At 63.6% G+C, this 23,584-nt stretch carries 20 protein-coding genes; 8 read left to right on the top strand and 12 right to left on the bottom strand.

Features of this window, described 5'->3' with window-relative positions:
* Positions 1-38: 38 nt before the first annotated feature.
* The 3 genes from DXT59_RS19220 to DXT59_RS19210 all read left to right on the top strand — a co-directional run bounded on the left by DXT59_RS19220 (position 39) and on the right by DXT59_RS19210 (position 1,928).
* Positions 39-929, top strand: a complete 891-nt coding sequence (locus tag DXT59_RS19220) for a LysR substrate-binding domain-containing protein (protein WP_116138453.1) — start codon at positions 39-41, stop codon at positions 927-929.
* Positions 930-1,183: 254 nt separating this feature from the next.
* Positions 1,184-1,438 (top strand): DUF2866 domain-containing protein, encoded by a 255-nt coding sequence (locus tag DXT59_RS19215; protein WP_116138452.1) that lies wholly within the window; start codon positions 1,184-1,186, stop codon positions 1,436-1,438.
* A gap of 97 nt (positions 1,439-1,535) precedes the next feature.
* Positions 1,536-1,928 carry a DUF6232 family protein gene (locus DXT59_RS19210; protein WP_116138451.1) on the top strand — a complete coding sequence of 131 codons (393 nt, stop codon included), beginning with the start codon at positions 1,536-1,538 and terminating at the stop codon, positions 1,926-1,928.
* Positions 1,929-1,984: 56 nt separating this feature from the next.
* Here DXT59_RS19210 and DXT59_RS19205 read toward each other — a convergent pair whose 3' ends face one another.
* The 6 genes from DXT59_RS19205 to DXT59_RS19180 all read right to left on the bottom strand — a co-directional run bounded on the left by DXT59_RS19205 (position 1,985) and on the right by DXT59_RS19180 (position 9,626).
* On the bottom strand, positions 1,985-4,438 hold the full coding sequence (locus tag DXT59_RS19205) for a glycogen/starch/alpha-glucan phosphorylase (protein ID WP_116138450.1): 2,454 nt from the start codon (positions 4,436-4,438) through the stop codon (positions 1,985-1,987).
* A gap of 264 nt (positions 4,439-4,702) precedes the next feature.
* Positions 4,703-5,404, bottom strand: a complete 702-nt coding sequence (locus tag DXT59_RS19200) for a murein hydrolase activator EnvC family protein (protein ID WP_116138449.1) — start codon at positions 5,402-5,404, stop codon at positions 4,703-4,705.
* Positions 5,405-5,666: 262 nt separating this feature from the next.
* Positions 5,667-5,999, bottom strand: coding sequence for a DUF4148 domain-containing protein (locus DXT59_RS19195; RefSeq protein WP_116138448.1), 333 nt, complete (start codon positions 5,997-5,999; stop codon positions 5,667-5,669).
* 207 nt (positions 6,000-6,206) lie between these two features.
* Positions 6,207-7,616 carry an NADP-dependent phosphogluconate dehydrogenase gene (gene gndA, locus DXT59_RS19190; RefSeq protein ID WP_116138447.1) on the bottom strand — a complete coding sequence of 470 codons (1,410 nt, stop codon included), beginning with the start codon at positions 7,614-7,616 and terminating at the stop codon, positions 6,207-6,209.
* Positions 7,617-7,684: 68 nt separating this feature from the next.
* Complete coding sequence (locus DXT59_RS19185) at positions 7,685-8,575, bottom strand: NAD-dependent protein deacetylase (protein WP_116138446.1); 891 nt, start codon at positions 8,573-8,575, stop codon at positions 7,685-7,687.
* Between the two features lie 154 nt (positions 8,576-8,729).
* Positions 8,730-9,626, bottom strand: a complete 897-nt coding sequence (locus DXT59_RS19180; protein WP_240324579.1) for a LysR family transcriptional regulator — start codon at positions 9,624-9,626, stop codon at positions 8,730-8,732.
* A 106-nt stretch (positions 9,627-9,732) separates the two neighbouring features.
* Between DXT59_RS19180 and DXT59_RS19175 the strand changes: the two genes are divergently transcribed.
* Together DXT59_RS19175 and DXT59_RS19170 are read left to right on the top strand one after the other, a co-directional pair.
* Complete coding sequence (locus tag DXT59_RS19175; RefSeq protein ID WP_116138444.1) at positions 9,733-10,953, top strand: MFS transporter; 1,221 nt, start codon at positions 9,733-9,735, stop codon at positions 10,951-10,953.
* A 28-nt stretch (positions 10,954-10,981) separates the two neighbouring features.
* Positions 10,982-11,869: an alpha/beta fold hydrolase gene (locus DXT59_RS19170; protein WP_116138443.1), complete on the top strand. Its 888-nt coding sequence runs from the start codon at positions 10,982-10,984 to the stop codon at positions 11,867-11,869.
* Here DXT59_RS19170 and DXT59_RS19165 read toward each other — a convergent pair.
* Both DXT59_RS19165 and DXT59_RS19160 read right to left on the bottom strand, forming a co-directional pair.
* Positions 11,861-13,294: a purine-cytosine permease family protein gene (locus DXT59_RS19165; RefSeq protein WP_116138442.1), complete on the bottom strand. Its 1,434-nt coding sequence runs from the start codon at positions 13,292-13,294 to the stop codon at positions 11,861-11,863. The genes DXT59_RS19170 and DXT59_RS19165 overlap by 9 nt on opposite strands.
* Positions 13,295-13,405: 111 nt before the next feature.
* Positions 13,406-15,256, bottom strand: coding sequence for a M24 family metallopeptidase (locus DXT59_RS19160; protein ID WP_116138441.1), 1,851 nt, complete (start codon positions 15,254-15,256; stop codon positions 13,406-13,408).
* Between the two features lie 282 nt (positions 15,257-15,538).
* Here DXT59_RS19160 and DXT59_RS19150 point away from each other — a divergent pair, with 282 nt between their 5' ends.
* Positions 15,539-16,276, top strand: coding sequence for a cupin domain-containing protein (locus DXT59_RS19150; protein ID WP_116138439.1), 738 nt, complete (start codon positions 15,539-15,541; stop codon positions 16,274-16,276).
* Between the two features lie 25 nt (positions 16,277-16,301).
* On the opposite strand, the gene DXT59_RS19145 is transcribed toward DXT59_RS19150, so the two are convergent.
* Complete coding sequence (locus DXT59_RS19145; protein WP_116138438.1) at positions 16,302-17,114, bottom strand: COG4705 family protein; 813 nt, start codon at positions 17,112-17,114, stop codon at positions 16,302-16,304.
* A gap of 250 nt (positions 17,115-17,364) precedes the next feature.
* Here DXT59_RS19145 and DXT59_RS19140 point away from each other — a divergent pair, with 250 nt between their 5' ends.
* Positions 17,365-19,077, top strand: a complete 1,713-nt coding sequence (locus DXT59_RS19140) for an acid phosphatase (protein WP_116138660.1) — start codon at positions 17,365-17,367, stop codon at positions 19,075-19,077.
* Between the two features lie 74 nt (positions 19,078-19,151).
* Here DXT59_RS19140 and DXT59_RS19135 read toward each other — a convergent pair whose 3' ends face one another.
* The gene (locus DXT59_RS19135) at positions 19,152-19,571 is read right to left on the bottom strand and encodes a secondary thiamine-phosphate synthase enzyme YjbQ (RefSeq protein WP_116138437.1); all 420 of its coding nucleotides are present in this window, start codon (positions 19,569-19,571) and stop codon (positions 19,152-19,154) included.
* A 164-nt stretch (positions 19,572-19,735) separates the two neighbouring features.
* Between DXT59_RS19135 and mnmH the strand changes: the two genes are divergently transcribed.
* Positions 19,736-20,785, top strand: coding sequence for a tRNA 2-selenouridine(34) synthase MnmH (mnmH, locus tag DXT59_RS19130; protein WP_116138436.1), 1,050 nt, complete (start codon positions 19,736-19,738; stop codon positions 20,783-20,785).
* A gap of 52 nt (positions 20,786-20,837) precedes the next feature.
* Here mnmH and DXT59_RS19125 read toward each other — a convergent pair whose 3' ends face one another.
* Together DXT59_RS19125 and DXT59_RS19120 are read right to left on the bottom strand one after the other, a co-directional pair.
* Complete coding sequence (locus DXT59_RS19125) at positions 20,838-22,364, bottom strand: methyl-accepting chemotaxis protein (protein ID WP_116138435.1); 1,527 nt, start codon at positions 22,362-22,364, stop codon at positions 20,838-20,840.
* A gap of 304 nt (positions 22,365-22,668) precedes the next feature.
* Positions 22,669-23,571 (bottom strand): DMT family transporter, encoded by a 903-nt coding sequence (locus DXT59_RS19120; RefSeq protein ID WP_116138434.1) that lies wholly within the window; start codon positions 23,569-23,571, stop codon positions 22,669-22,671.
* Positions 23,572-23,584 lie beyond the last annotated feature (13 nt).

Raw genomic sequence — 23,584 nt, 5'->3', positions numbered from 1 at the left:
CGATATTAGATGATCGAATTAACCTCGATCGGTGATCAATGAACCGTCCGCTCGACACCGCCCTGCTCCATACGTTCGTCGCCGTCGCCGACACCCGAAGCTTCACTGGCGCGGGCCGCAGGCTGCATTTGAGTCAATCCGCGGTAAGTGCGCAGGTAGTCCGTCTGGAGGAACAGGTCGGACGTGCGCTGCTCGTGCGCGATACGCGCAATGTCGCGCTGACGGAGCATGGCGAAATCCTGCTCGCCTACGCACGCGCCATGTTGAATCTGAGCGAGGAAGCAAGAGGCCGATTGGGGACCGATAACGAGTACGGCGGAAAGCTGCGCATCGGCGTTTCGGAGGACTTTGCAAGCGGATGGCTCCCCGACGCCATGCGCCGCTTCGGCACCGCGCGCCGCGGCTTGCGGTTGGATCTGACCGTCGACATTGGCGACCGCTTGTTTCGACGGCACGCGAAAGGAGACTTCGATGTCGTGGTCGGTAGCCGGTGCGCTCCATTGGACAACGGTACGACGCTCTGGCGCGAACCGCTCGCCTGGGCATTCGCGCGGCATGAGCCGCTTCCCGAAGGCGAGGTGCCGCTAGCGTGCTTTCCCGATCCGTGTCCGTTCCGGGAAGCGGCTATGAAGGCACTCGCGTTGGTCGGCATGCCGTATCGGATCGCATGTGAAAGTCCTAGCGCCATGGGGGTTCATATGTTCGCGCGAGCCGGTATCGCGATTGCCCCACTGCCATACAGCATGATCGGCGACGAATTGCGCGAGCTCGGTGCAACCGAAGGTCTTCCGCCATTGCCGGACGTCGAGTTCGTGATCCTGCACAACGACGACTTACCGCACGCCGCCGAATTCGCCCAGATGATTTTCGACGAAGTCGATGCCCGCAAAGGTATGCGCACCATGTCCGGTGATCCGCGGAAAGTGTGACGAGGTATTACATGGCGGCACCCGATCACATAAGAAAAACCTTAGCATTCAGCGCGTTACCTGCAATTTCAAGCATTGGCGACAAATCAAAGTGCGTGCGAAACACCGCGTTCCTTTAAGGTTGGCTTAATTCTGGGCTGCGACCATGCATCCCATACCACCCCTGTTGAGCCGCCGGAGCATCGGCGGCGTTTTTTTAAAGTCCTACGCGTGGCGGCCGCACGGCCCGTGCGGCGCCGTAAAGGGAAACGGCGATGATCGAAGATACGGTGTTCAAGCATCTGCGCACGATGCTCAAGCGGCAGCACGCACTACCGGTCCAAAGCTGCCGCGTGTCCATGCCCGTCCAACGCCCTTGGGGGCGCACTTACCGGCTCGTCGAATGGACGATGCACAAAGATTCCCCGTCGAATCGATGCGTCGTGCCGGCCGAGTACACCGATACGGATATCGCAAGGCTCGTCGCTTCGCATATTCCAGGGCGCGTGTACTTCGACGAACTGTGCTGAAGCGAGGCCCCAGGCGGTGCGGCGCCGTGTCCGATGACGCGGCGCGCCATTATCTGCTAGGCTGACGGCCCAATCACCTCCGTTCCAACGTTTCTCGATGGATAACAACTTCAACGAGCGTGGCGTCATGATCACGCGCAACGGGCTGAGCGCGGGCGGCCAGATCTTTTCGTTGCGCGAGATTCAAAGCACACGCGTCGAGACGATTCAAAAGAATAAGGTCCTGCCGCTCACCCTGTCGCTCGCTGGCGCGGCCGTCGCCGCCGCCGGAGCCGTCCGGTCCTCGGGCGCCGCGCTCACGCTCGGCGTGATGACGATCGTTGTCGGCCTCCTCGCATGGACGACGCAAGACATCAAGCACCGGCTCATGGTCTCGACTGAAAGCGGCGACCGGGAAGCGCTCTCGAGCCCCGATCCCGACTTCGTCAAACGCGTCGATCAAGCACTACGAGGCGCGCTCGCATCGATTCACGGGGCCACGGCTCAGTAACGCGTACGCCCGCCGCTCCTGATGCTGCTGACAATCGAGCGGCGGGCGCGAGTGGTTCAATCGAACGATAGCCGCTTGACGCGCCAGATCTTTTGCGCGTACTCGTCGATGGTCCGGTCGGAAGAAAAGCGCCCCATGCCGGCGACGTTTTCGATCGCGCTCGCAGTCCACCCGCGCGGGTCGCGAAAACGCGCATCGACGGCGTCTTGAGCCGCGGCGAACGCCGCGAAATCGGCGAGCACCATGTAGTGGTCGCCCCAATCCACCAGCGTATGGAAGATATCGGAAAAGCGATGCGGGTCGCCGTCGGAAAAGTACCCCGATCGAATCTGGTCGAGCGCCAGCCGTAGCTCGGGATCGCGCTCGTAGATCTCGCGAGGCCGATAACCGGACGCCCGCAAGGCACTGACGCCGTCGGCCGCGAGACCGAAGATGAACATGTTCTCGCGTCCCACCGCTTCACAGATCTCGATGTTCGCGCCATCCATCGTGCCGATCGTCAGCGCTCCGTTCAGTGCAAGCTTCATGTTGCCGGTGCCAGAGGCCTCGGTACCCGCCATCGAAATCTGCTCCGACAAGTCCGCGGCCGGAATCAGCATTTCCGCCACGCTCACGCCGTAATTCGGCACGAACACGACCTTCAGGCGATCCCCTACGACCGGATCGCGGTTGATTTTCTCGCTGACGTCGCCGATCAGCTTGATGATCGTCTTCGCCATCTTGTATGCGGAGGCGGCCTTGCCCGCGAAGATGACGACGCGAGGCACCCAATCCTCGTTGGGCCGCGCGCGGATGCGGTTGTAGCGGACGATGACGTGCAGCACGTTCAAAAGTTGCCGCTTGTACTCGTGGATGCGCTTCACTTGCAGGTCGAACAGCGCATCGGGATGCACGACGCAGCCGGTCTCGTGCAGCAGACGCTGGGCGAGTCGAATCTTGTTGCGCCGTTTCGCCGCCCGGAACTCGGACGTAAACGCCGCGTCGTCTTTCAGCGCGCGCAGCTTCGATAGTTCGAACAGATCCGTGCGCCAGTTCGTGCCGATATGCGAGTCGATGAGCTTGGACAGCGGCGGGTTCGCTTGAGACAACCAGCGCCTGGGCGTGATCCCGTTCGTGACGTTCGTGAAGCGCTCGGGAAAAAAACGGGCGAACTCGCTAAAGAACTCGCGCTCCATCAACTGCGAATGCAACTGCGAGACGCCGTTGACTTTCTGGCTCGCGACGATCGCCAGATGGGCCATGCGCACGCGCCGCTGCCCGAACTCGTCGACGAGCGACACGCGGCGAATGACGTCGATGTCGTGTCCGAAGTGCTCGCTCGCCTCCTTCAAAAAATCGGCATTGATGTCGAAGATGATTTCGAGGTGTCGCGGCAGCAAGCGCGCGAGCATCTCGACATCCCACGTTTCGAGCGCTTCGGGCATCAACGTGTGATTCGTATAGGAAAACACCTGATGCACCATCTTCCATGCGCGGTCCCACGGCACATGATGGATATCCACGAGTAGGCGCATAAGTTCGGGGATCGCGAGCACGGGGTGCGTGTCGTTCAAGTGGATCGCGACTTTTTCCGCGAAACGTCCGAACGTACTGTGCGTGCGCTGATAGCGGCGAATCAGATCCTGCATCGTCGCTGAGACGAAGAAATACTCCTGGCGCAGCCGCAATTCGCGGCCCGCGGGCGTGGAATCGTCGGGATAGAGCAGACGCGACACGTTCTCCGAATGTTCCTTGGCCTCCACGGCGCGGCGATAGTCGCCTTGGTTGAACGCCGATAGGTCGAGTTCCTCGGTGGCCCGCGCCGACCACAGCCGCAACGTATTCGTCGCGCTCGTCCCAAAGCCCGGTATCACGGTGTCGAAGGCCATCGCGTTGACGTGCTCGGTGTCGACCCATTCGGTCTGTCCGTCGCGCACGATCGTGCGTCCGCCGAAATGCACGATGTACTGTACCTCGGGGCGCGGGAATTCCCACGGATTGCCGGCACGCAACCAATAGTCCGGCGTCTCGACCTGCTCGCCGTCAACGATCTGCTGACGAAACATGCCGTAGTCGTATCGAATACCGTAGCCGAAACCGGGGATGGCGAGCGTAGCCATCGAGTCGAGAAAGCAGGCGGCCAGCCGGCCCAGGCCGCCATTGCCGAGCGCGGCATCGGGCTCGAGATCGATCACGGCCTCCATGTCGACGCCTAGACTCGCCAGCGCCTCTTTCATCTGATCGTAGATGCCGAGCGCAAGCAGCGCATTCGTGAACGTGCGGCCGATCAGAAATTCCATCGACAGGTAATAGACGCGTTTGACGTCTTGTTCGTACTGCTGCCGCGTGGTCGTCATCCAACGGGCCACGAGCCGGTCGCGCACGGCAAGCGCCGCGGCATTGAGCCAATCTTGCGGCCTCGCGGCGACGGCGTCTTTTCCCACGCCGTACATCAAGCGGTTGGAGATGGAGCGCCTAAGCGCGTCGACGGTACTGTTGAGCTGGTCGAATTCCAGATCGACGGCTGTCATCGATTTCCTCCTCGAACAACAAGCGGCATGCGCCTTGCTGGCGGGCGGCCCCGGACGCCTACCGCGGAAACATTCAGGTTACGCCATTTGCAGCGGGCGTGAAGCATGGCCTGCCGACATGGGCGCAACCAAGCGATCGCGCGCCGCGGGACATGGCCGAAAGCGTTTCATACGAATGTGAAACGGCTGCCGCCGCGCCCGCGTCGCTGTACAAGGACGCGAGCACGGCGGGTGCCTGCGAAGCGTAAGGGGAGATCGAGCAAATCAGCGCGGCAGCAAGGCGAGCGGATCGACGGGCTTGCCGGCGCGGCGGATTTCGAATTCGACGGTGCCCCGCCCCGAGGTATCGGTGCCCATCTGCGCGAGCAGTTGCCCCTGTTTGACGGCATCGCCTTCCTTGACGAATACCTCTCCGTTGATCGCGTAGCCGGTCACGACATCGCCGCCGTGTTTAACCACGACCAGCGATTTATATCGATCGATGCCGGTACCGACGTAAATGACGTTGCCGTCCGCGGAGGCCTTGACCGGCTCGTCGGGGCGGCCGGTGATGAGGATGCCCTTGGTGTTTCCCGCATCGCCCGTGAGCCGGACGACTTGCCCATAGGCGGGCCACGCGGGGCGCACGACGATCGGCTCGTTGACGTTCGTGCCCGCGGCGGCGCCGGGCGGCGGCGCCACGCGCAGCACTTGCCCCGGGGTCAGCATTGCCGTGCGCGGCAGGTTGTTCCACAACGCCAACTGATCGGCGCTTTGTCCGAACGCGCTAGCGACGCCCGGCAACGTATCGCCGGGATTGACGCGATAAAAGCCTGCCGGAACGCGGACATTCTGGGCCGGTTGGGACTGAGGCTGAGATCCGAACGGCGATTGAAACCAATCGCCGGTCGCGCAGCCGGCCAAAATCGTTGCGCCGGTCAGCGCCAACGCAGTGCGCGCCCAAACGAGGCGCTGTCGTGCTCGCATGCTCACTGTTTTCACCCTCGGCCCTCGATCGATGCGATGTTGCCTTTTTGGACCCGTCCGCCGGCATCTGGCCATGGCCCGCGCCGGCGGACGGACGTTTCTCGTCTATCACGATCGTACTCGCCGAGCATCGTACATCCCTCGCGCCGCAAGACAAAACAAAACTGGCTCGCGCCCCTTGCGGGGACAGCGAGCCAGTCGCATTCCGACCGATCGCTACCCGTCTGACCGATGGGGCGCGATCACGTTCCGTCGGCTGCCTTTATTGGCCGAAGTAGATCGATTGCTGCGGCGAGTTGCCGGTACCCATCGGCCGGGCCGCCGAAGGGGCGCCCGACTGCGAGCTACCGGCGCTCACGCCGCCGTAACCTTCTTGCCCTTGTTGCGCGTTCAGGCGCTGTTCGGCCGCTTGGATATCGTCCGGATAGTAGGGGCTCCGAGCGCTCGGGTTGTAGCCCGCGCGTTCAACGTTGATCAAATCCTGGCGCACTTCGGCGCGGGTCACCGGGCCGTTGTTGCCGGACGTTTGAGCGTAGGACGCGAGCGGGGCTGCCAAAGCGGAAGCCGCAACCATTGCATACACGAATGACTTCATGATCAACCTCCGTTACTGGTTCGCCGCATGCGATATGCCGCAGCGATTGATTCCAGTCTAGTCAGTCGATCACCTAGGGAAAACCACTAATTCGACGAAATAGAATTTCCAGAAAAGCAACAATGCGCGAAAAGCAGCAAAGTTTCCTGCGCAAAGCGGGATCAATCGCACGTTTTTGCGCCTTGATCCCGCCCTGTCCATCGATGCTTATGCCCAGTTCGCGTGGAAACTACCCTCACGGTCGACGCGTTCGAACGTATGCGCGCCGAAGAAGTCGCGCTGGGCCTGAATAAGGTTCGCAGGCAGTCGTTCGGAGCGGTAGGCGTCGAAATAAGCGATCGCCGAAGCAAACGCCGGTACCGGCACGCCGGCCGTCACGGCCGCGATGACGACGTCGCGCAGCGCCGCTTGATAACGCTCGGCGATTTCATGGAAATACGGGTCGAGCAACAGATTGGCCAACGCGCGATCGCCCGCATAAGCATCCGTGATCTTCTGCAGGAACCGCGCCCTGATAATGCAGCCCGCGCGGAAGATCTTCGCGATGCCGCCGAAGTCTAGGTTCCATTTGTATTCCTCGGAGGCGGCACGCAATTGCGCAAAGCCTTGTGCGTACGAGATCACCTTGCTGAAGTAGAGCGCCCGGCGCACGGCTTCGACGAATGCGGCGCGGTCGCCGGCGAACGGCTTGGCTTGCGGCCCGGCTAGCACCTTGCTCGCCGCCACGCGTTGCGATTTCAGCGACGAGAGCACGCGCGCGAACACCGATTCGGTGATGAGAGGCAACGGCACGCCGAGATCGAGCGCGTTTTGACTCGTCCACTTGCCCGTGCCTTTTTGCGCGGCGCGATCGAGGATCACGTCGACGAGATCCTGACCGGTTTGCTCGTCCCGCTTCGTGAAAATCTTCGCGGTGATATCGATGAGGTAGCTATCGAGCTCGCCCTCGTTCCACTCCGTGTAGACCTTCGCCAATTCGTCGTTCGAAAGCCCGGCCACTTGCTTGAGTACGGCGTAACTTTCGGCGATCAACTGCATGTCGCCGTATTCGATACCGTTGTGCACCATCTTGACGAAGTGCCCGGCGCCGTCCGGACCGATGTACGCCACGCAAGGCTCGCCGTCCGGCGCTTTCGCGGCGATCTGCGTCAGGACCGGCGCCACGAGATCGTACGCGTCGCGCGGGCCGCCCGGCATGATCGCCGGTCCCTTCAGCGCGCCTTCCTCGCCGCCGGAGACGCCCGTGCCGATGAAATGCAATCCCGCCTGCGCAAGCTCTTGATTGCGGCGGATCGTATCGGTGAACGGCGTATTGCCCCCGTCGATCAGAACGTCGCCCTTATCGAGCAGCGGCTTGAGCGCGGCAATCGTCGCATCGGTCGCCTCGCCGGCCTTGACCATCAGCAAAATGCGACGGGGTTTTTCGAGCGAATCGACGAACGCCTCTAGCGAATGCGCCGGCACGAGTTTTCGGTCGGGATATTGCGCGACGAGTTCGTCCGTCTTCTCGCGGCTTCGGTTATAGACCGCGACCGTATAACCGCGGCTTTCGATATTCAACGCTAGATTGCGGCCCATCACCGCAAGCCCGATCACGCCAATGGCTGGTTTGCCCATTTGTCGAATTCTCCAAGAGGCCGACGCGCCCGGCGGATCGCACCGCACGCGTCACGACGGTACGACCGTCAACGATAAGAAACTAAAGGAGCGAGGCGCGCGGCCGCGTCGGCCAACGCCTCGCCGCACGGCGCCTGAACTTTGAGCGAGAGCAGCGCATCGGCGCGCGTCACGCCGATATTGATCGCGGCAATCGGCGTGCCCGCCTTTTCCGCCCACAGGCAAAAGCGATAGCCCGAAAACACCATCAGCGACGAGCCCACCACGAGCATCGCATCGGCGGCTTCAAGCGCTTCCGAGGCCGCTTGCACGCGCTCGCGCGGCACATTCTCCCCGAAGAAGACCACGTCGGGCTTGAGCATGCCGCCGCAATGCGGACACGCCGGCACGCGAAAGACATCGAGCGCGTCCCACTCGAGATGGGCATCGCCATCGGCCGAGGCCGCGGCGCTCACGTCGGCGAGGTCGGGATTATCGCGCACGAGCCAGGTTTGGACTTCGGCACGCGCGTATCGGCTGCCGCAGTCGAGGCAGAGCACGTCGTCGATGCTGCCGTGCAACTCCACCACATCCGCACTGCCGGCCCGTTGATGGAGTCCATCGACGTTCTGCGTCACGAGACGGGCGATGCGGCCGGCCGTGCCCAGCCGAGCCAGCGCATCGTGAGCGGCATTGGGCCGGGCCTTGTCGAGCATCGGCCAACCGACCATGCTACGCGCCCAATAGCGGCGCCGAGCCTGTTCGGAGTCGCGAAATGCCTGCCATTGGATCGGTTGCGCGCGCATCCAGTTGCCGTTCAAGTCCCGGTAGCCGGGAATCCCCGATTCGACGCTCACGCCCGCGCCCGTCAGCACGAACAGCCGCTTGTGCGTGGCAATGAACTCGCACAAGGCATCGAGCGCCGCGCGATCGGGCGGCGAGGGCTCGGGTAGTCGAACCGAAGCAGGCGACTCGGTCATGGTGAACGGCGACTCCTCCAATAACGCTAGCTGGCGGCAACGGCACCTACGCGACCCGCCGCGGGCAGCGACGACGCGCATTCTACGCCGATCGATGCGAACGTGCCTTCGGCGCGGTAGGGCCGTGGGCCGGTCCACGGCATCGGAGCGATCGTCATAGTTTCTCGCCGGCAAGGCGGGCAGCCAGGAAATCGATCAGCAATCGCGTGCGCGCGGGCATCTTGCGCGTACGCATCCACAGCGCGAAGAGCGGCAACGGTGCCGGTTCGTGCTCCGGCAGCACGATGGCGACGCGGCCCGCTTCGAGCGCGCCCCGGATTTGCCAGAATGCGGCGAGCCCGATCCCCAATCCTCCCTCCACCGCCGCGTTGACCGCCGCCACTTGATCGCTTTCGAAGCGGCCGCCCACGTTCACCGAAACTTCCTCGCCCGTGCGGGCCGTGAAGCTCCACCGATAAGGATTCGCCACCCCCGTTCGCACGACGCACGCATGCGATGCGAGCTCTTCGGGCGTGCGCGGGTGCCCGTGGGCGGCAAGGTACGAGGCCGACGCGAACGCGACGCGCCGCACGTCGGCCAGCTTGCGCGCGATCAATCGCGAATCGGGCGTCGTGCCGATGCGCACCGTGACATCGGCGCCGCTCGTCGCGGGATCGCTATATTCTTCCTCCACCGTCACGGACGCCGCAAGCTGCGGGTGACGCTGCAAGAATTCGGCAACGAGCGGCACGACGAAGCGCGGCCCGAACAGGCTCGGCGCGTTGACGCGCAACCTGCCCGTCAACCGACGAGCATCCTCGGCGAGTTCGGTCTGGGCGATTTCGAGGTCGGCCAGGATCGCCTTCACCCGCTGGTAAAACCGCTCCCCGGCCCCGCTCAAACGCGACGTGCGCGTCGTCCGGACGACGAGCGTCGCGCCCATTTCTCTTTCGAGCGTCTGCAAGCCACGGCTCACCGCTTGCAGGGATCGGCCCACCCGCCGCGCGGCGCCCGTCAGGCTCCCCTCCTCCGCGATAGCCACGAAGGTTTCCAATTCGCGCAACGATTGCATCGTCATTCTCCCATTTTTATAGATTATGTCTCAATCGTTTCGCCGATTACATCGTCGGACCGGGAGAGTAGCATCGGCCGGACCCTCCTTTCAAAAAGGTATTCCCATGGACACTTGCTCGCGGCACGCGATATCGCCACCGACGGCCGGCCGTCACGACGTCCCGGTTCTACTATTCGCCGCCTTGGCCGGCGTGGCCGTGCTGCCGCTGTACGCATCGCAGGTCATGCTCGGTGCGCTCGACGCCTCGTTGCATTTGCGCGCGTGGACCACGCTCGTCACGGCACTCACGATGCTCGGCTACGCGGTGGGACTCGTCGCGCTCGTCCCGCTCGTCGATCGCTTGCCCAATCGGCCTCTGATCGGCGCCACGCTCGCGGCGCAAGCGATTTGCCTCGCTATCGCGGCCCTAGCCCCCACGCCGATCGTGTTTCTCTCGGCATCGCTTGCGATCGGTATCACCGCAAGCGCGATCCAAATGCTCGTTCCAGCCGCCGCGGCGCTCGCACCGATCGAAGCGCGCGGCGCCGTCGTCGGCAACGTCATGAGCGGGCTCATGCTCGGCATCTTGCTGTCGCGCCCGCTCGCCAGCATCGCGACGAGAGCGCTCGGATGGCGCGGCTTTTTTCTTGCCGACGCCGCACTGCTCGCCATCGTCGCCGCCTGCGCCGTGCCGCGCCTGCCACCGCTGTTGCCCGTCGGCAAACCTTCGTATCGCGCGTTGATCGCCTCGCTCGGTCGCCTCGTCGTATCCATCGAAACACTACGGCGGCACGCCCTGTATCAAGCGCTGCTCATGATCGGTTTCAACATGTTTTGGACGAGCGCCGCCGTCGTACTGGCCCGCGCGCCGTTCAATTGCAGCGCCGCCCAAATCGCCGCGTTCGCCCTTGCCGGTGCAGGAGGCGCGATCGCCGCGCCGATCGCGGGCCATGCGGCCGATCGCGGACATGCGCGGCGGGCGAAACAAACGGCGCATGCCATCGCGATCGCCGCCATCGCAACAGCCGCGTGGGCCTTGAGCGCACCGCTGCCGCGCCCGTGGGCGATCGGCATCGCGGCCGCGTCGGCGTTCCTGCTCGATGCGGGCGTTATCGCCGATCAAGCTTTGGGACGGCGCGCGATCAACCTGCTCGCGCCCGAGTCGCGCGGCCGCGTCAATGGACTGTTTACCGGCCTATTCTTTATCGGCGGCGCGGTGGGCGCGGCGTTATCCGGCCCAACGCTTGCTTCGCTCGGATGGCTAGGTGTCACTGCCGTCACGCTCGTCGCCTTCGCCTGCGCCGCACTGATTCATCAGACGCATCGCGATCGAACGCTGTCCTAACTACCCCATGCCCATCTAGGAGAAAAACGTGAACTGGACTCGCGCAAACATCCGATATAAGACTGTCCGTATCGACGGATTGGATATCTTTTACCGCGAGGCAGGTCCGCACGACGCCCCGGTCTTATTGCTGCTGCACGGCTTTCCGTCGTCATCGCGCATGTACGAAACGCTGCTGCCCGCGCTCGCCGATCGGTATCGCCTCATCGCACCCGACTACCCCGGCTTCGGTCATAGCACGGCATTGCCGCCGAATGAATTCGACTATACGTTCGACGGCATCGCAGAGGTCATGACGCGTTTCGCCGACCGGCTCGAGCTCGAGCGTTTCGCGCTATTCGTCCAGGATTACGGCGGCCCGGTGGGCTTTCGGATGGCACAAGCGCAACCGGATCGAATTCGCGCCATCGTCGTGCAAAACGCCGTTGCGCACGAGGAGGGTTTGGGGCCACTTTGGGAAACGCGTAAGGCGTTTTGGGCCGACCGGACGCGGCACGAGGCCGCGCTGCGGGCCAATCTCCTTTCGTTCGACGCGACGCGCCTTCGACACGTGGGCCATACCGCGCATCCCGAGCGCTACGATCCCGACGCATGGCACGACGAGTTCGCCTTCTTGTCGAGCCCCGGGCAAATCGACATCCAGACCGAACTGTTTTACGACTACCGGACGAACGTCGAACGCTATCCGCAATGGCAACATTATCTGCGCGAGCATCAGCCGCCGATGCTCGTGCTATGGGGTAAGTACGATCCGTCGTTCACGGTGGAAGGGGCGCACGCCTACCGGCGCGACGTGCCGAATGCCGAGGTGCACTTGCTGGACGCCGGCCACTTCGCACTCGACGAAGCCTGCGATGAGGTAGCCGCTCACATGCGCCGCTTCTTGGCATCGCTCGACGAGGCGCGCTCAGCGTGACGACGCATCGACGGGCAGGATGAGACGGTCGGGCACGTGGGCTCGGTCGCGCCGGACGGCGAGGTAGTACAGGAGCGCGGGGACCGCGAGGCCGACGATCCACGAAATGTCCGCGCCCCCCAGCGCGTCCACCAGCGGGCCTGTATAAAAGCCGGTCGCGATAAACGGCATTTGCACCAGCACGCCGATCGCATAGACCGTCAGCCCGGCGACGTTGAACCTGCCATACCGCCCGTTGGGCTCGTAGAGCGCGGGCACGTCGTAGCGCTCCTTCGTCACGCAGTAATAATCGACGAGGTTGATCGCGCTCCACGGCGTGAAAAACGCGAGCAGAAACAGAATGAACGAAGAGAAGGCTTTCAAGAACGCGTGCTGTCCGGCCAGCGCGAGCCAGACGACGATCGCGAGCATCGCGGCGACGCAGCCCGTGCGCACGGCGGCCGAGATGCTGCGCCGCCCGGCCAGCCCCGTCGCAATGGTTGCGACGGACATCACGCATCCGTATGCATTCAACGTCGTGGCCGTCAGCTTTCCGAGCGCGATAGCGAAGTAAAGCAGCGCGGCCGCCCCGCCGCTGCCGCCCAAGCCGACGACGAACGCTACTTCATGGCCGGCGAACGCCTGACCCGCGAGCGCCGCCGCGAATACGCCGAAGGTCATCGACGCTTGCGAACCGATGACCGACCCCAGCCAGACGGCCCAAAACGTACGAAGCGCCGACGTAGCTCGCGGCAGATAACGCGAATAGTCGGCCACGTACGGCCCGTACGCGATCTGCCAGGATGCCGACAACGACATCGCCAAAAGGAAGTTGGCGAGCGAGAAATGGCGGATCGCAAGCAATGCCCCGACATCGTGCTCGGCGAGCAAGCGGGCAAACAGATACGCGAACGCCATCACGCCGACGACGCTCATCAAACGCCCCAATCCATGAATGAGGCGATAGCCGAGCACGGCCGAAAGCATCACGAGCGCCGCGAAAACGAGCACGCCCGCCGTGGGGGTCAAGCCGCTCAATTGCGCGATGGCCTGTCCGGCCAATACGGTGCCGCCGGCTGAAAAGCCGACATACATGAGGCATACGAGCACGAGCGGCAGCGTGGCGCCCGCCACGCCGAATTGGACCCGGCTCGAAATCATTTGCGGGAGGCCGAGCCGCGGACCTTGCGCGCCGTGCAGCGCCATCACCGCACCGCCCAGCATTTGGCCGACCGCCAAACCCACGAGCGACCAAAACACGTCGCCGCCCAGCACGACCGCCAATGCGCCCGTGACGATCGCCGTGATCTGCAAGTTCGCCCCGAGCCACAGCGTAAATTGACTGACCGGTCTGCCGTGACGTTCCGCATCGGGGATGTAATCGATCGTGCGGCGTTCCGCGAGAGACCGGTTCGGCGTATTCGATGCGGCGGACGTGTCTGACATGGCGCATGACGCGGCGCGGCGGCCACGCATCTGGGATGAGGCCGATCAAGATACGCGTCGCAAAATTTCAGCGCAAGCGGGGCGCGCGGGGCCGCGCTAACCCATCGATGGTTACAGCAGCGGACAAGGTGTCACGTCGTTGCCCAGTTGCGCACACAACCGCTCGTAGTCGCGCAGATAAGACCGTTCGGCATCGTCGAGCAAGTCCAGATCGATGAGGTCCCAGTCGTAGCCGACGGCGACGATGTTTTCGAATTCCACTGTACCCGGCTCGCGCTCGCTCGGATGGATGATGACGACGTTCTCGATCCGAACGCCGCCTTTGCCGGGCAGGTAGATGCCGGGCTCAACCGAGATGACCGCGTTGGGCGCCAATCCGTACTTCGAGTTCGGCGCGAATCGCACGCCGCCTTCATGGACATGGATACCGATACCGTGGCCCGTCCCGTGATTGAAGTCGTAGCCGCTCGCCCGGCAAACGTCGCGCACCGCTTCGTCCACCTCGCCGCCCGTCAACTCGGCCGGGAAGCGCGTGACGAGCCCTTTGATGCAGGCCTTCAGCGCGATCGTATAAATCTCGCGCTGCCACGGTTCGGCCTGGGTCCGCGCATCGGTCTTGCGCAAGACCACGCGCGTGCAGTCCGTCGCGAATCCGCCCTCGTAATAGGCGCCGCTGTCGAGCAGCACGAGCGCGCCCTCCTCCAGCGCCACGTCCGCGCTTGCAGCCGTGTAGTGCGCGAGCGCGCTATTGGCGCCATTCGCCGCGATCGTCGTGAAGGTGAGCCCCACAGCGCCGCGCGCCGCATACGCATCGTTGATCTTGCGAGCCAGATCGTATTCGCTCGGATGCTGCCCGGGCTCGCCGTACTTGGCCCACCGCATCGTTTCGGCGATCGCGGCGCTGCTGCGCTTGAACGCGTCGCGGAAATGATCGAGCACTTGCGGCGTCTTCGACGCGCGCATCGACTCCACCGGGCTGAAGCTCGAATGACGGGCATGCGGCCAGACGCGGCTCAGCGCGTCCGGCATCGCGCAGTTTACGAAGTCCGCCCCGTAGCAGATATGCTCGACGTCGAATAGCGCGAGGAAACGCGCAAGCGCCGCGAGATCGTTGCGAAATATCTGCAGCTTGGGATAAGCGTCGAGTTCGACCGGGCACTCGTCGCAGCCCTCGGGCAAATAGAGCGCGACTTGATCGCCCACGACGAACAAGTAGCCGAGGTGAGACGACGCGTTAGGCATGTGATAGCCGCGGCTATTGAGCAGATACGCGATATCGTCGGCGGCGCAAGTGAGCCAGCAAACGCGCGCACCGGCATTGCCGAGATGCCCGCGCAAACGATCGTTCAACGCGGCGATATTGCTCGCGACCGTCGTGCCCGTGAGCGCTTCGGGCACCTCGAAGATCGGCCGTTTCACTTGCCAGCCCGGCAGACCGATCGCGCGGTCGATCTCGCGCGCCGACAAGGCGGTCCATCGCAGCGCGTCGCGACGCGTATCGTCGAACAAGCGGTCGCGTTGGCCCACGCTGATACGCAAAGCATCGTAGCCGACCGAGCGCAGGACGTCGGCATGGTTCGACAGCCATCGCGCGAGCGCCGTCCAGATCGGCACCGCCAATTCGAGCTTTTCGACTTGCACGAGCGTCTTATCGCATTGCACTTCGGCTTGCAGGTGATAGCGCCCGTCCACGAACAGCACGAAACGCGGCACGCCGATACGCGCCGCCGCGGCTTCGCTCAGGAAGATGCCCGAGCCCGCGGAGCCGTCGAAGCCGGACACGGCGAAGCGCTGGCTATTGCGGCGCGGCACGTATTCGGTGATGAATTCGTCTTGCGAAGTGACCACGAGCGCATCGAGTTTCAGGCGCTCCATGAAGGCGCCGAGCCGGGCCTGAACGTCGGCCACCGAAGGTTCGTAGTTCGGAAGATCGGAAAAATTGTATTGAAGTCGGTCGATCATCGGATTCGCTCGTTCTGTCGTGTTTCGGCGCTTGTGCCCCCATCGTGAAAACTACCGGCGCGACGAATTTACGTCAAGCTAAAATTTTGGTGCCACTAAAAAATTGCGCGCTTGCGCCGTAACGGCGTTAGGCTATAAACGGCGCGGTACAATGCGCGCACGTTGCTGCCCGGCTGCCGCGCGACGCGCCGATCCGCGTCGCGCGGCAGCGTGCTTGCCGTACCGCGCGAAACGCTCGCCGGATCGGCGGCGCGCGGCGATCTCCTCCAGGCTCGAGGATTCATGGATTCGGATATCAATCACATCGGTCAGCGCATTCGGCGGCTGCGCCGGGAATCGAAAATGACCCTGCTCGAAGTGGCGACCGCATCGAGCTTGTCGGTTGGCTTTTTGTCGCAGGTCGAGCGCAACTTGACCGGCATCTCGATCTCGTCGCTCGTGAACGTGGCGAAGGCGCTGAGCGTGCCGCTCGGCACATTGCTCGAGCATCCGCGGCAGGCGCAGCCCGATTCGCACGAAGGACGGCGCGAATCGTACCAAGTCGGTCCGATGCGGCAAAAGTACGAGCGCCTTTCGACGACGTTCAGCGGCAGTCTGCTCAATGCCGTCAAAGTGCAGATGATGGAGGGCTATAGCTCCGAATGGGTCGCCCATAGCGGCGACGAATTCGTCTACGTGCTATCCGGCAAGGTGCGCTATACGCTGCGGAAGAAGGACTACGAACTGACGGCGGGCGACTCGCTGCATTTCGATGCGCAGCACCGGCACCGCGTCGTCAACGTCGGCCCCGGGCCGGCGGAACTCATCGCCGTCGGCACGTTACCGCTGTTCGACGACGGTCATGCGGCATTCCAATCGCTTTCGCGCGCGCCGAAAAGCCAAGGCATGACGGCGGCGAAGAAGACCAGCGCGAGCGGCCCGCGCGAACCGGAAGCGGAGCCGGCCGCCGCGGTGACGCCGCGCGCACCGCGCAACCCGGCTCGAACGAAAGGCGCCGCCGCGAAGAAAGCGCCGCGCTGAATAGCGGGCCGCGCGGCGAGGACGGTTAGCGCGACGAGGCCGGGGCCGCGCGCCGCGCGCGAGCACCGCCGCTCGCAAAATGCTGGATGAGGATGACCGCGATCATGGCGGCAAGGATGGCAAGGGACGCGGCGATCCGATTCAAATTCAACCCGCCTTGGGCGAGCGGCTTGGTCAGCGTATCGCCGAGCGTGGCGCCGAGCGGACGCGTCAATACATAGGCAGCCCAAAACAGCACGCCGACCGGTACGCGGCGAGCGAGGCGCCATACGAGCGCGACCACGACGAGCAGCCCCGCGAATAGGAGCGCGCCATGCTCGAAGCCCAGGCCCAGATCGTCCGCGGCGAAATCGCCCAGCGCGGTACCCAGCGTATTCGACACCAAGATGGTGACCCAGTAGAAGATCTCGTCGCGCGGGTTCGCGATGCGATCGTACTCGATCCTCCCCGCGGCGGCTCGCCATACCGCCAGCACGATCAATACGCCGAGCAGCAACAGCGCCGACGACAAGACATAACCGAGTCCCGCCGTGCGATCGAGAAAGTCCGACGTGGTCGTGCCGACAGTCGTCGTCGCCACGACCACGGCCCAATAGGCCGCCGGATGATAGCTGCGCGAGCGCACCTGAATTGCCAACGTCACGACGAAAAACGCCAGAAAAACGAACGTCGCGACCGCATAACCCAATTGCAAGGTCATTGAAAGCGCGTCGCCGCCCGTCTCGCCCACGGTGGTCGCAAAAATCTTGACGAGCCAAAACACAGCGGTGGCTTGCGGCACTTTGCTGAGCCATGCATCGCTACCCTGCTGCGCGGCTATCGAGGTTCGTACTGTCATCGTTCGTTCTCCGGCATCGATGGGAAGGTGTTGAAAATAGGTCTCATTATCGCGGGCGATACCTTAAGGCTCGCTTAGGCCGCGTCGCACACGCCAGGCCCGCTTGCTTGCCAGAAACCGTTTTCACACGACTGCGCCATCGAGCGCGCTACTATGTCGCCCGGCCGCGCGGCGATTCGCGCGGTATCTAGAGCGCATATGCGCCGATTGGCATGTGCGCGGTCAAGCAACGATCGACGGAGACGAGCCGATGCAAGACGAAACGCCCAAAGTCGCGCCCCATCCCGAACCGCCGCCGACGGACGCGGACCGGCCAACGAACCCGGAACGCCGCCGCCTGTTGGGCGGACTTGCGGCCGTGAGCATGGGCCTTGCCCTGCCCGCTTGCAGCACGCCGGCGAGCCGTGCCGTCCAGCGCGAGAGCGCCGCGGCGCGAACGGCCGAGGACCTGAGGATCGATGCGGCCCTGCGCGCGCGGGTTCGCCAGATCGTCGTCATCTATGCCGAGAATCGCAGCTTCGCCAACCTCTACGGCGGCTTTCCAGGCGTGCGCGATCCGCTCGCCGCGCTCGGCGGGCAAGCGCCTTTGCAACTCGATCGAGACGGTAAGACCGCGCTGCCGTATTTGCCGAAAATCTGGGGCGGTCTCGTGCCGCAAGCGCAGCAAGTGGGCATGACGCGCTACATGATCGGCGAGCAAGACATCTCGCACTTGCCGAATCGCCCGTTCGTCGTGGCCGATGCCCACGGCAAGCCGCTGCCCAATGCCGTGATCACGCGCGATCTGTGGCATCGCTTCTATCAGAACCAGATGCAAATCAACGGCGGGCGCAACGACCAATTCGTCGCATGGGCCGACTCGGGCGCGCTGGTGATGGGTTATTACCGGAATTCCCCGCAAACGCTGAGGCTCTGGAATCTCGCGCGGCAATACACGCTCTGCGACAACTTCTTCATGGCCGCATTCGGCGGCTCGTGGCTCAATCACATCTTTTTGATTTCCGCGCAAGCCCCGTTCTATCCGAACATCGGCACGAGCCCCGCGAAGGACCTCGTCTCGGTCCTCGAGGGCGACGACCCGCTCGGCACGCGCTTGAAGCTCGCCCCCGATGCAAAGGCGTCCGCCCTGGACGGTCCGCCGAAATTCGTGCGCGACGGCCTGTTCACACCCGACGGCTACGCCGTCAACACGATGGCGCCGCCTTATCAACCGAGCTTCGTCGCACCGGCGCCGGGCGGCGATTCCACGCTGGCCGATCCCGCCAATCCTCGCGTGATGCCCCCGCAACGCTACGCCACGATCGGCGATCGTCTGACGGCAAAAGGGGTGGACTGGGCCTGGTATAGCGGCGCCTGGCAGTACGCGCTCGAGCATCGCGATACGGGCATGCGACCGGACTTTCAGTATCACCATCAACCGTTCAATTATTTTTCGAACTACGCGCCCGGCACCGAGGCGCGCGCGCGGTATTTGCGCGATGCGGGGATGGGCGACGATGCATCGACGAACCGCTTCATCGCCGACATCGACGCGGGCCGCCTACCCGCCGTCTCGTTCTACAAGCCGCAGGGCGATCTGAACATGCACGCGGGCTATGCGGACATCGAATCGGGCGACAAGCACATCGCCAACGTCATCGATCACATCCGCAACGGGCCGCAATGGGCCGACACGCTCATCGTGATGACTCACGACGAGAACGGAGGATGGTGGGATCCCGTGGCGCCGCCGCAAGGGGACCGCTGGGGGCCCGGCTCGCGCATTCCGGCCCTCGTGATTGCCCCGTTTGCCAAGAAGGGCTATGTCGATCACACGTTCTACGACACGAACTCGATCCTGCGTCTAATCGACCGTGTCCATGACCTCGCGCCGCTCGACGGCGTCGCGGCGCGCAACCGCGCTTTCCTGGCTCGCGGCGAGACCCCGCCCGGCGATCTCACGGCCGCGCTCGACTTGGGCTGAGCATCGGCGAAGCGGCCCGCGGTTGCCCCGGCCAGCCCCTGCGCGCGCTCATAGCGGCAACGGGCCAGCGCGCGCTATTCGCCGATCGCATGCATGACGACGTCGCGTTGATGCGGCTGCTTACGATGTTCGAACAAATAGATGCCCTGCCAGGTTCCCAAGACGAGGGCACCGTGTTCGATCGGGATCGACAATTGGACTTGGGTCAACGCGGTGCGTAAATGGGCAGGCATATCGTCCGGGCCTTCGGTGTCATGCTCGTAACGACGCGCGTCTTCGGGCGCGATCGTTTCGAAATAGCGCTCGAGGTCTCGCCGAACCGAAGGGTCGGCGTTCTCCTGGATCAGCAGCGACGCCGACGTATGCCGGCAAAACAACGTGACGAGGCCCGTCTCGATCGATTGCCGCGTGACGAACTCGCGTACCTTCGAGGTGATTTCGACGAGACCGCGACCACGCACGTCGACTCGCAGATGTTCAAGCGATTGGCGCATCGGTTTTCCTTCGGTAGCGATAGGTAGCGATACGGCGGTTCCCCGCCCATAAAACCACTAGCATAGGCCATGCACGGGCTCGCTTGCGGCGGAGGCGGAGGGGGAGGCGGCGGCCACGCACCGTGTCATAATCGCCCGCACCTCCGGTCCCTTTCGGATCGCCCATGAAAGAGCTCAGCGTCAGCTTGGAGCGTCTAGCCGATTTCGACGAAATCGTCGATGTGCGCACGCCGCTCGAATTCGCCGAAGACCGCATCCCCGGTGCGATCAATGCTCCCGTCCTGGAAAACGAGGAGCGTGCGGTCGTCGGTACGCTCTACGCACAGGTATCGGCATTCGAAGCCACGCGCACCGGCGCGGCGATGGTCGCGCGCAATATCGCGCGGCATTTGGAAACGACGTTCGCCGACCGCCCTCGCGGATGGCGCCCGCTCGTCTACTGCTGGCGCGGCGGCAAGCGTTCGGAGTCGCTGGCGGTTTGGCTGAACTTGATGGGCTGGCAAGCGCGCCGGCTAGAGGGCGGCTACAAGACCTACCGGCGCTCGGTGCTCGATGCGCTCGTCGCATTGCCGCCAAGCTTCGAATACATCGTTCTCACCGGTGCGACGGGCAGCGGAAAGACGCGTCTGCTACGCGCTCTCGCGAACGCGGGCGCCCAGGTGCTCGACCTCGAGCGAATCGCCGCGCATCGCGGTTCTCTGCTCGGCGCCGTCCAGGGCCAACCGCAGCCCTCGCAAAAGGCGTTCGAGACCGGGCTCGTACAGGCACTGCGAGGTTTCGCTTCCGAGCGGCCGGTGTTCATCGAAGCGGAAAGCCGAACGATCGGGAAGTTGGCCTTGCCCACCGCCTTGCTCGATGCGATGCATCGTTCCCGCTGCATCGCCATCCACGCGCAACGCGACGAACGCATCGCGTTTCTGCTCGACGACTATGGGCACTGGTTCGATGCGCCCGACGCCTTCAAGACGCAATTGACGAAACTGATCGGCCTGCATAGCCGCGAGCGCGTCACGCGTTGGTGCCGTCTGGTCGACGAGAACGCCCGGGCACCGCTCTTCGAGGAACTCATCGAGTTGCACTACGATCCGGCGTACGCGCGCAGCAGCAAGGGGCATTTCGCCGAACTGCCGCACGCGCAGGCGTTCGAGTTGCATCCGAACGCGCCGGACATCGACACGCAGGCGCGCGCACTGCTCGAGCGGCTGGGCCGCTGAGGCAGGGGCGGTGAGATCCGCCCCCCTCCGCCTCGCTTCGGACTTCGGACGATCAGTGCGCGACGCGCCGCGTACGGAACGTGCTGACGACGTCGGCGAGCAACCGCGCTTGCTCCTGCATTGCCTGCGCACTGCCGGCCGCTTGTTCGACCATCGCCGCGTTTTGCTGCGTCGTCTGATCCATTTGTGCGATGGCGATGTTCACCTGCTCGATGCCGCGGCTCTGCTCTTCGGAGGCGGCCGAGATTTCGCTGATGATGTCGGTCACGCGCTTGACCGAATGCACGAGCGAGTCCATTTTGCTGCCCGCGCTTTCGACGAGCGTCTTCCCCGCCTCGACGCTGCCGACCGATTCCTCGATCAACCCCTTGATTTCCTTCGCCGCTTCGGAGCTGCGGCGGGCAAGGTTGCGCACTTCACCCGCCACGACGGCGAAGCCTCGACCTTGTTCCCCCGCGCGCGCGGCTTCCACCGCCGCGTTCAGCGCGAGGATGTTCGTCTGGAAGGCAATACCTTCGATCACGGAGATGATGTCGACGACGCGCGCCGAACTCGCGGCGATATTCTGCATCGTCGACACGACCTGTTGCACGGCTTCTCCGCCTTCGCCCGCGATGCGCGAGGTGTCGGCCGCCATTTGATTCGCCTGGCGCGCGTTGTCCGCGTTTTGCTTCACCGTGGCCGTGAGCTGCTCCATGCTGGCCGCCGTCTCGCCCAGCGAGGCCGCTTGCTCCTCGGTACGCGAGGACAAGTCGAGATTGCCGGCTGCGATTTGCTGCGCGGCGTCGTTGATCGTTTCCGTGCCGCCGCGAATCCGATGCATGGTTTCCGCGAGACGATTTTGCATTTGCCGCATGGCCAAAACCATGCTGCCGCGATCGCCGTCGCGCACGATGACGTCCTGCGTCAAATCGCCGCCCGCAATCGATTCGGCCAACGCCGCGGCATAGGCGGGCTCGCCGCCCAGGCTGCGCTGCACGTTGCGAATGATCATCACGAGTGCGACCGTGCTCAATGCGCCGAGTACGAGAATCGTCAGCAGATAGTTGATCAACCGCACGTGAAAGGCCGCATCGATATCGTTGACGTAGACGCCGGATGCGATATACCAATCCCACGGTTCGAAACGTTTCACGAACGAGATCTTCGGCACCTGCTCGTTCTTACCGGGAACCCGCGCCATGTAATCGACGAAGCCTTGCCCGTGCTCGCGCGAGACCTTGATCATCTCCATGAACAGCAGCTTGCCGTTGGCGTCCTTATAGTTGGTCATGTCCTGATTGACCAAGTCCGCCAAAATCGGATGCATGATCACGACGGGGCGGCCGTCCGTGATGAACAGGTAGCCGTTGCCGGGGAAACGCATGGCGGAGAGCCGCGCCATCGCGCCGCGTTTCGCTTCCTCCACCGACATCTCGTGGCGCTCGGCCATTTGCTGATATTGCGCAACGACACCCACCCCCGCCTCGACGATGTTTTGCACGGCCGCCTGGCGCCCGTTCAACATCGTCTCGCGCGTTTGCAACGCGGCCCAGCCCCCGAAGAACAGCAAGCCGAGCCACATGACGAGCAAGGCCATACCCAATTTTTTACTTAGCGTTAGACGATCCACACTTCCCCCAAGGGCAAAGCCGATGCACACCGCTGGTGCAATGCAATCGGCACGTCGCTCAACAATGAATTCACATTGATTAACGGCGGCACGAAGCAATTCTGCAGGGCGGGTTAGTTCGGAGTGCCGATTATTTTTAATGACGGTTTAAGGGAAATTACCGAAACGTCTGACTTATTAAAGCCGCATGCGTCGATTCGCCGCGCAATTCATGCGCCTCAAACGATATCGTGTGATTGCAAAGTCACATGAGAGGGTTTACAGGGAAGTCTCAGCGCCGTCCGAGCCACGCGACATAGGCCACTCCCGCAATGACCATGAGACCGCCTATCGCCGTCGTCGCATGCAGCTCGTCGCCGGTCAGCGCGATCGAAAGCGCCGTGGCCACTGCCGGTGTCAAATACAGGAAGTTCGAAGCGCGCGCCGCGCCGAAATAACCCAACGCATAAGCCCACGTCGCATAGCCCAACGCGGCCGGAAATATACCGAGCACGACGACGGCCCACGCCGTCGGGGCCGACGCCGAGGACAGCTCGGTAAGCGCGCCGGGCAGCCATGGCGCCAACCACAACGCACCGGCCAAGATCGTATAGGCCGTGCACGCCAGCGGCCCGTAAACCGGAACCAATCGCCGCTGCATGACGATGAACGCGGCCGAACACACCGCCGCCAACAATATGAGGCTCGCACCGGCGCCGGGAACGAGCCCGCCAGGCTGGCCGCTCGCGATCACGCCGATACCGGCGAAGCTGAAGATCGAGCCCAGCCACGCCCAGCGATTGAACCGCTCGCCGAGAAAGATCGTCGCGAATAGCGCCGTGAAAATCGGTAACGTATTGACGATGAAGCTGGCCGCACCGGGTGCCACCGTTTTTTCTCCCGTATTCAGGAGCGCGTTGTAGATCGCGATGCCGAAGAACCCGCAGCCGATAAAGCGCAGCATGTCGCGCGCCCCCGGCAATCTCGGGCGCCGATAGGCAAGCCAAGCCGTCACGAGCAAAGCCGCCGTACCGAAGCGCGCCGCGGCCAGATGTAACGGCGTGAGGCCCTGCAAGCCGATACGAATGAACGGAAAGGCGCTGGCCCACGAAACGATCGTGAAGGCGACGGCAAGAGCGGCCGCCACGGGCGAGGCGAGCGAGCGCGACTGGACGGAAGAGGATGAAGAGTTCATCAGGCGATGATCT

Origin of the sequence: Trinickia diaoshuihuensis, from assembly GCF_003390925.1 — a bacterium.
Lineage (GTDB): Bacteria > Pseudomonadota > Gammaproteobacteria > Burkholderiales > Burkholderiaceae > Trinickia > Trinickia diaoshuihuensis.
This window is presented reverse-complemented; position numbering and strand designations above follow the sequence as displayed.

Coding starts and splice junctions, on each gene's coding strand:
- DXT59_RS19220 (WP_116138453.1), top strand. CDS start 39: ATGAACCGTCCGCTCGACACCGCCCTGCTCCATACGTTCGTCGCCGTC.
- DXT59_RS19215 (WP_116138452.1), top strand. CDS start 1,184: ATGATCGAAGATACGGTGTTCAAGCATCTGCGCACGATGCTCAAGCGG.
- DXT59_RS19210 (WP_116138451.1), top strand. CDS start 1,536: ATGGATAACAACTTCAACGAGCGTGGCGTCATGATCACGCGCAACGGG.
- DXT59_RS19205 (WP_116138450.1), bottom strand. CDS start 4,438: ATGACAGCCGTCGATCTGGAATTCGACCAGCTCAACAGTACCGTCGAC.
- DXT59_RS19200 (WP_116138449.1), bottom strand. CDS start 5,404: ATGCGAGCACGACAGCGCCTCGTTTGGGCGCGCACTGCGTTGGCGCTG.
- DXT59_RS19195 (WP_116138448.1), bottom strand. CDS start 5,999: ATGAAGTCATTCGTGTATGCAATGGTTGCGGCTTCCGCTTTGGCAGCC.
- gndA (WP_116138447.1), bottom strand. CDS start 7,616: ATGGGCAAACCAGCCATTGGCGTGATCGGGCTTGCGGTGATGGGCCGC.
- DXT59_RS19185 (WP_116138446.1), bottom strand. CDS start 8,575: ATGACCGAGTCGCCTGCTTCGGTTCGACTACCCGAGCCCTCGCCGCCC.
- DXT59_RS19180 (WP_240324579.1), bottom strand. CDS start 9,626: ATGCAATCGTTGCGCGAATTGGAAACCTTCGTGGCTATCGCGGAGGAG.
- DXT59_RS19175 (WP_116138444.1), top strand. CDS start 9,733: ATGGACACTTGCTCGCGGCACGCGATATCGCCACCGACGGCCGGCCGT.
- DXT59_RS19165 (WP_116138442.1), bottom strand. CDS start 13,294: ATGTCAGACACGTCCGCCGCATCGAATACGCCGAACCGGTCTCTCGCG.
- DXT59_RS19160 (WP_116138441.1), bottom strand. CDS start 15,256: ATGATCGACCGACTTCAATACAATTTTTCCGATCTTCCGAACTACGAA.
- DXT59_RS19150 (WP_116138439.1), top strand. CDS start 15,539: ATGGATTCGGATATCAATCACATCGGTCAGCGCATTCGGCGGCTGCGC.
- DXT59_RS19145 (WP_116138438.1), bottom strand. CDS start 17,114: ATGACAGTACGAACCTCGATAGCCGCGCAGCAGGGTAGCGATGCATGG.
- DXT59_RS19140 (WP_116138660.1), top strand. CDS start 17,365: ATGCAAGACGAAACGCCCAAAGTCGCGCCCCATCCCGAACCGCCGCCG.
- DXT59_RS19135 (WP_116138437.1), bottom strand. CDS start 19,571: ATGCGCCAATCGCTTGAACATCTGCGAGTCGACGTGCGTGGTCGCGGT.
- mnmH (WP_116138436.1), top strand. CDS start 19,736: ATGAAAGAGCTCAGCGTCAGCTTGGAGCGTCTAGCCGATTTCGACGAA.
- DXT59_RS19125 (WP_116138435.1), bottom strand. CDS start 22,364: ATGGCCTTGCTCGTCATGTGGCTCGGCTTGCTGTTCTTCGGGGGCTGG.
- DXT59_RS19120 (WP_116138434.1), bottom strand. CDS start 23,571: ATGAACTCTTCATCCTCTTCCGTCCAGTCGCGCTCGCTCGCCTCGCCC.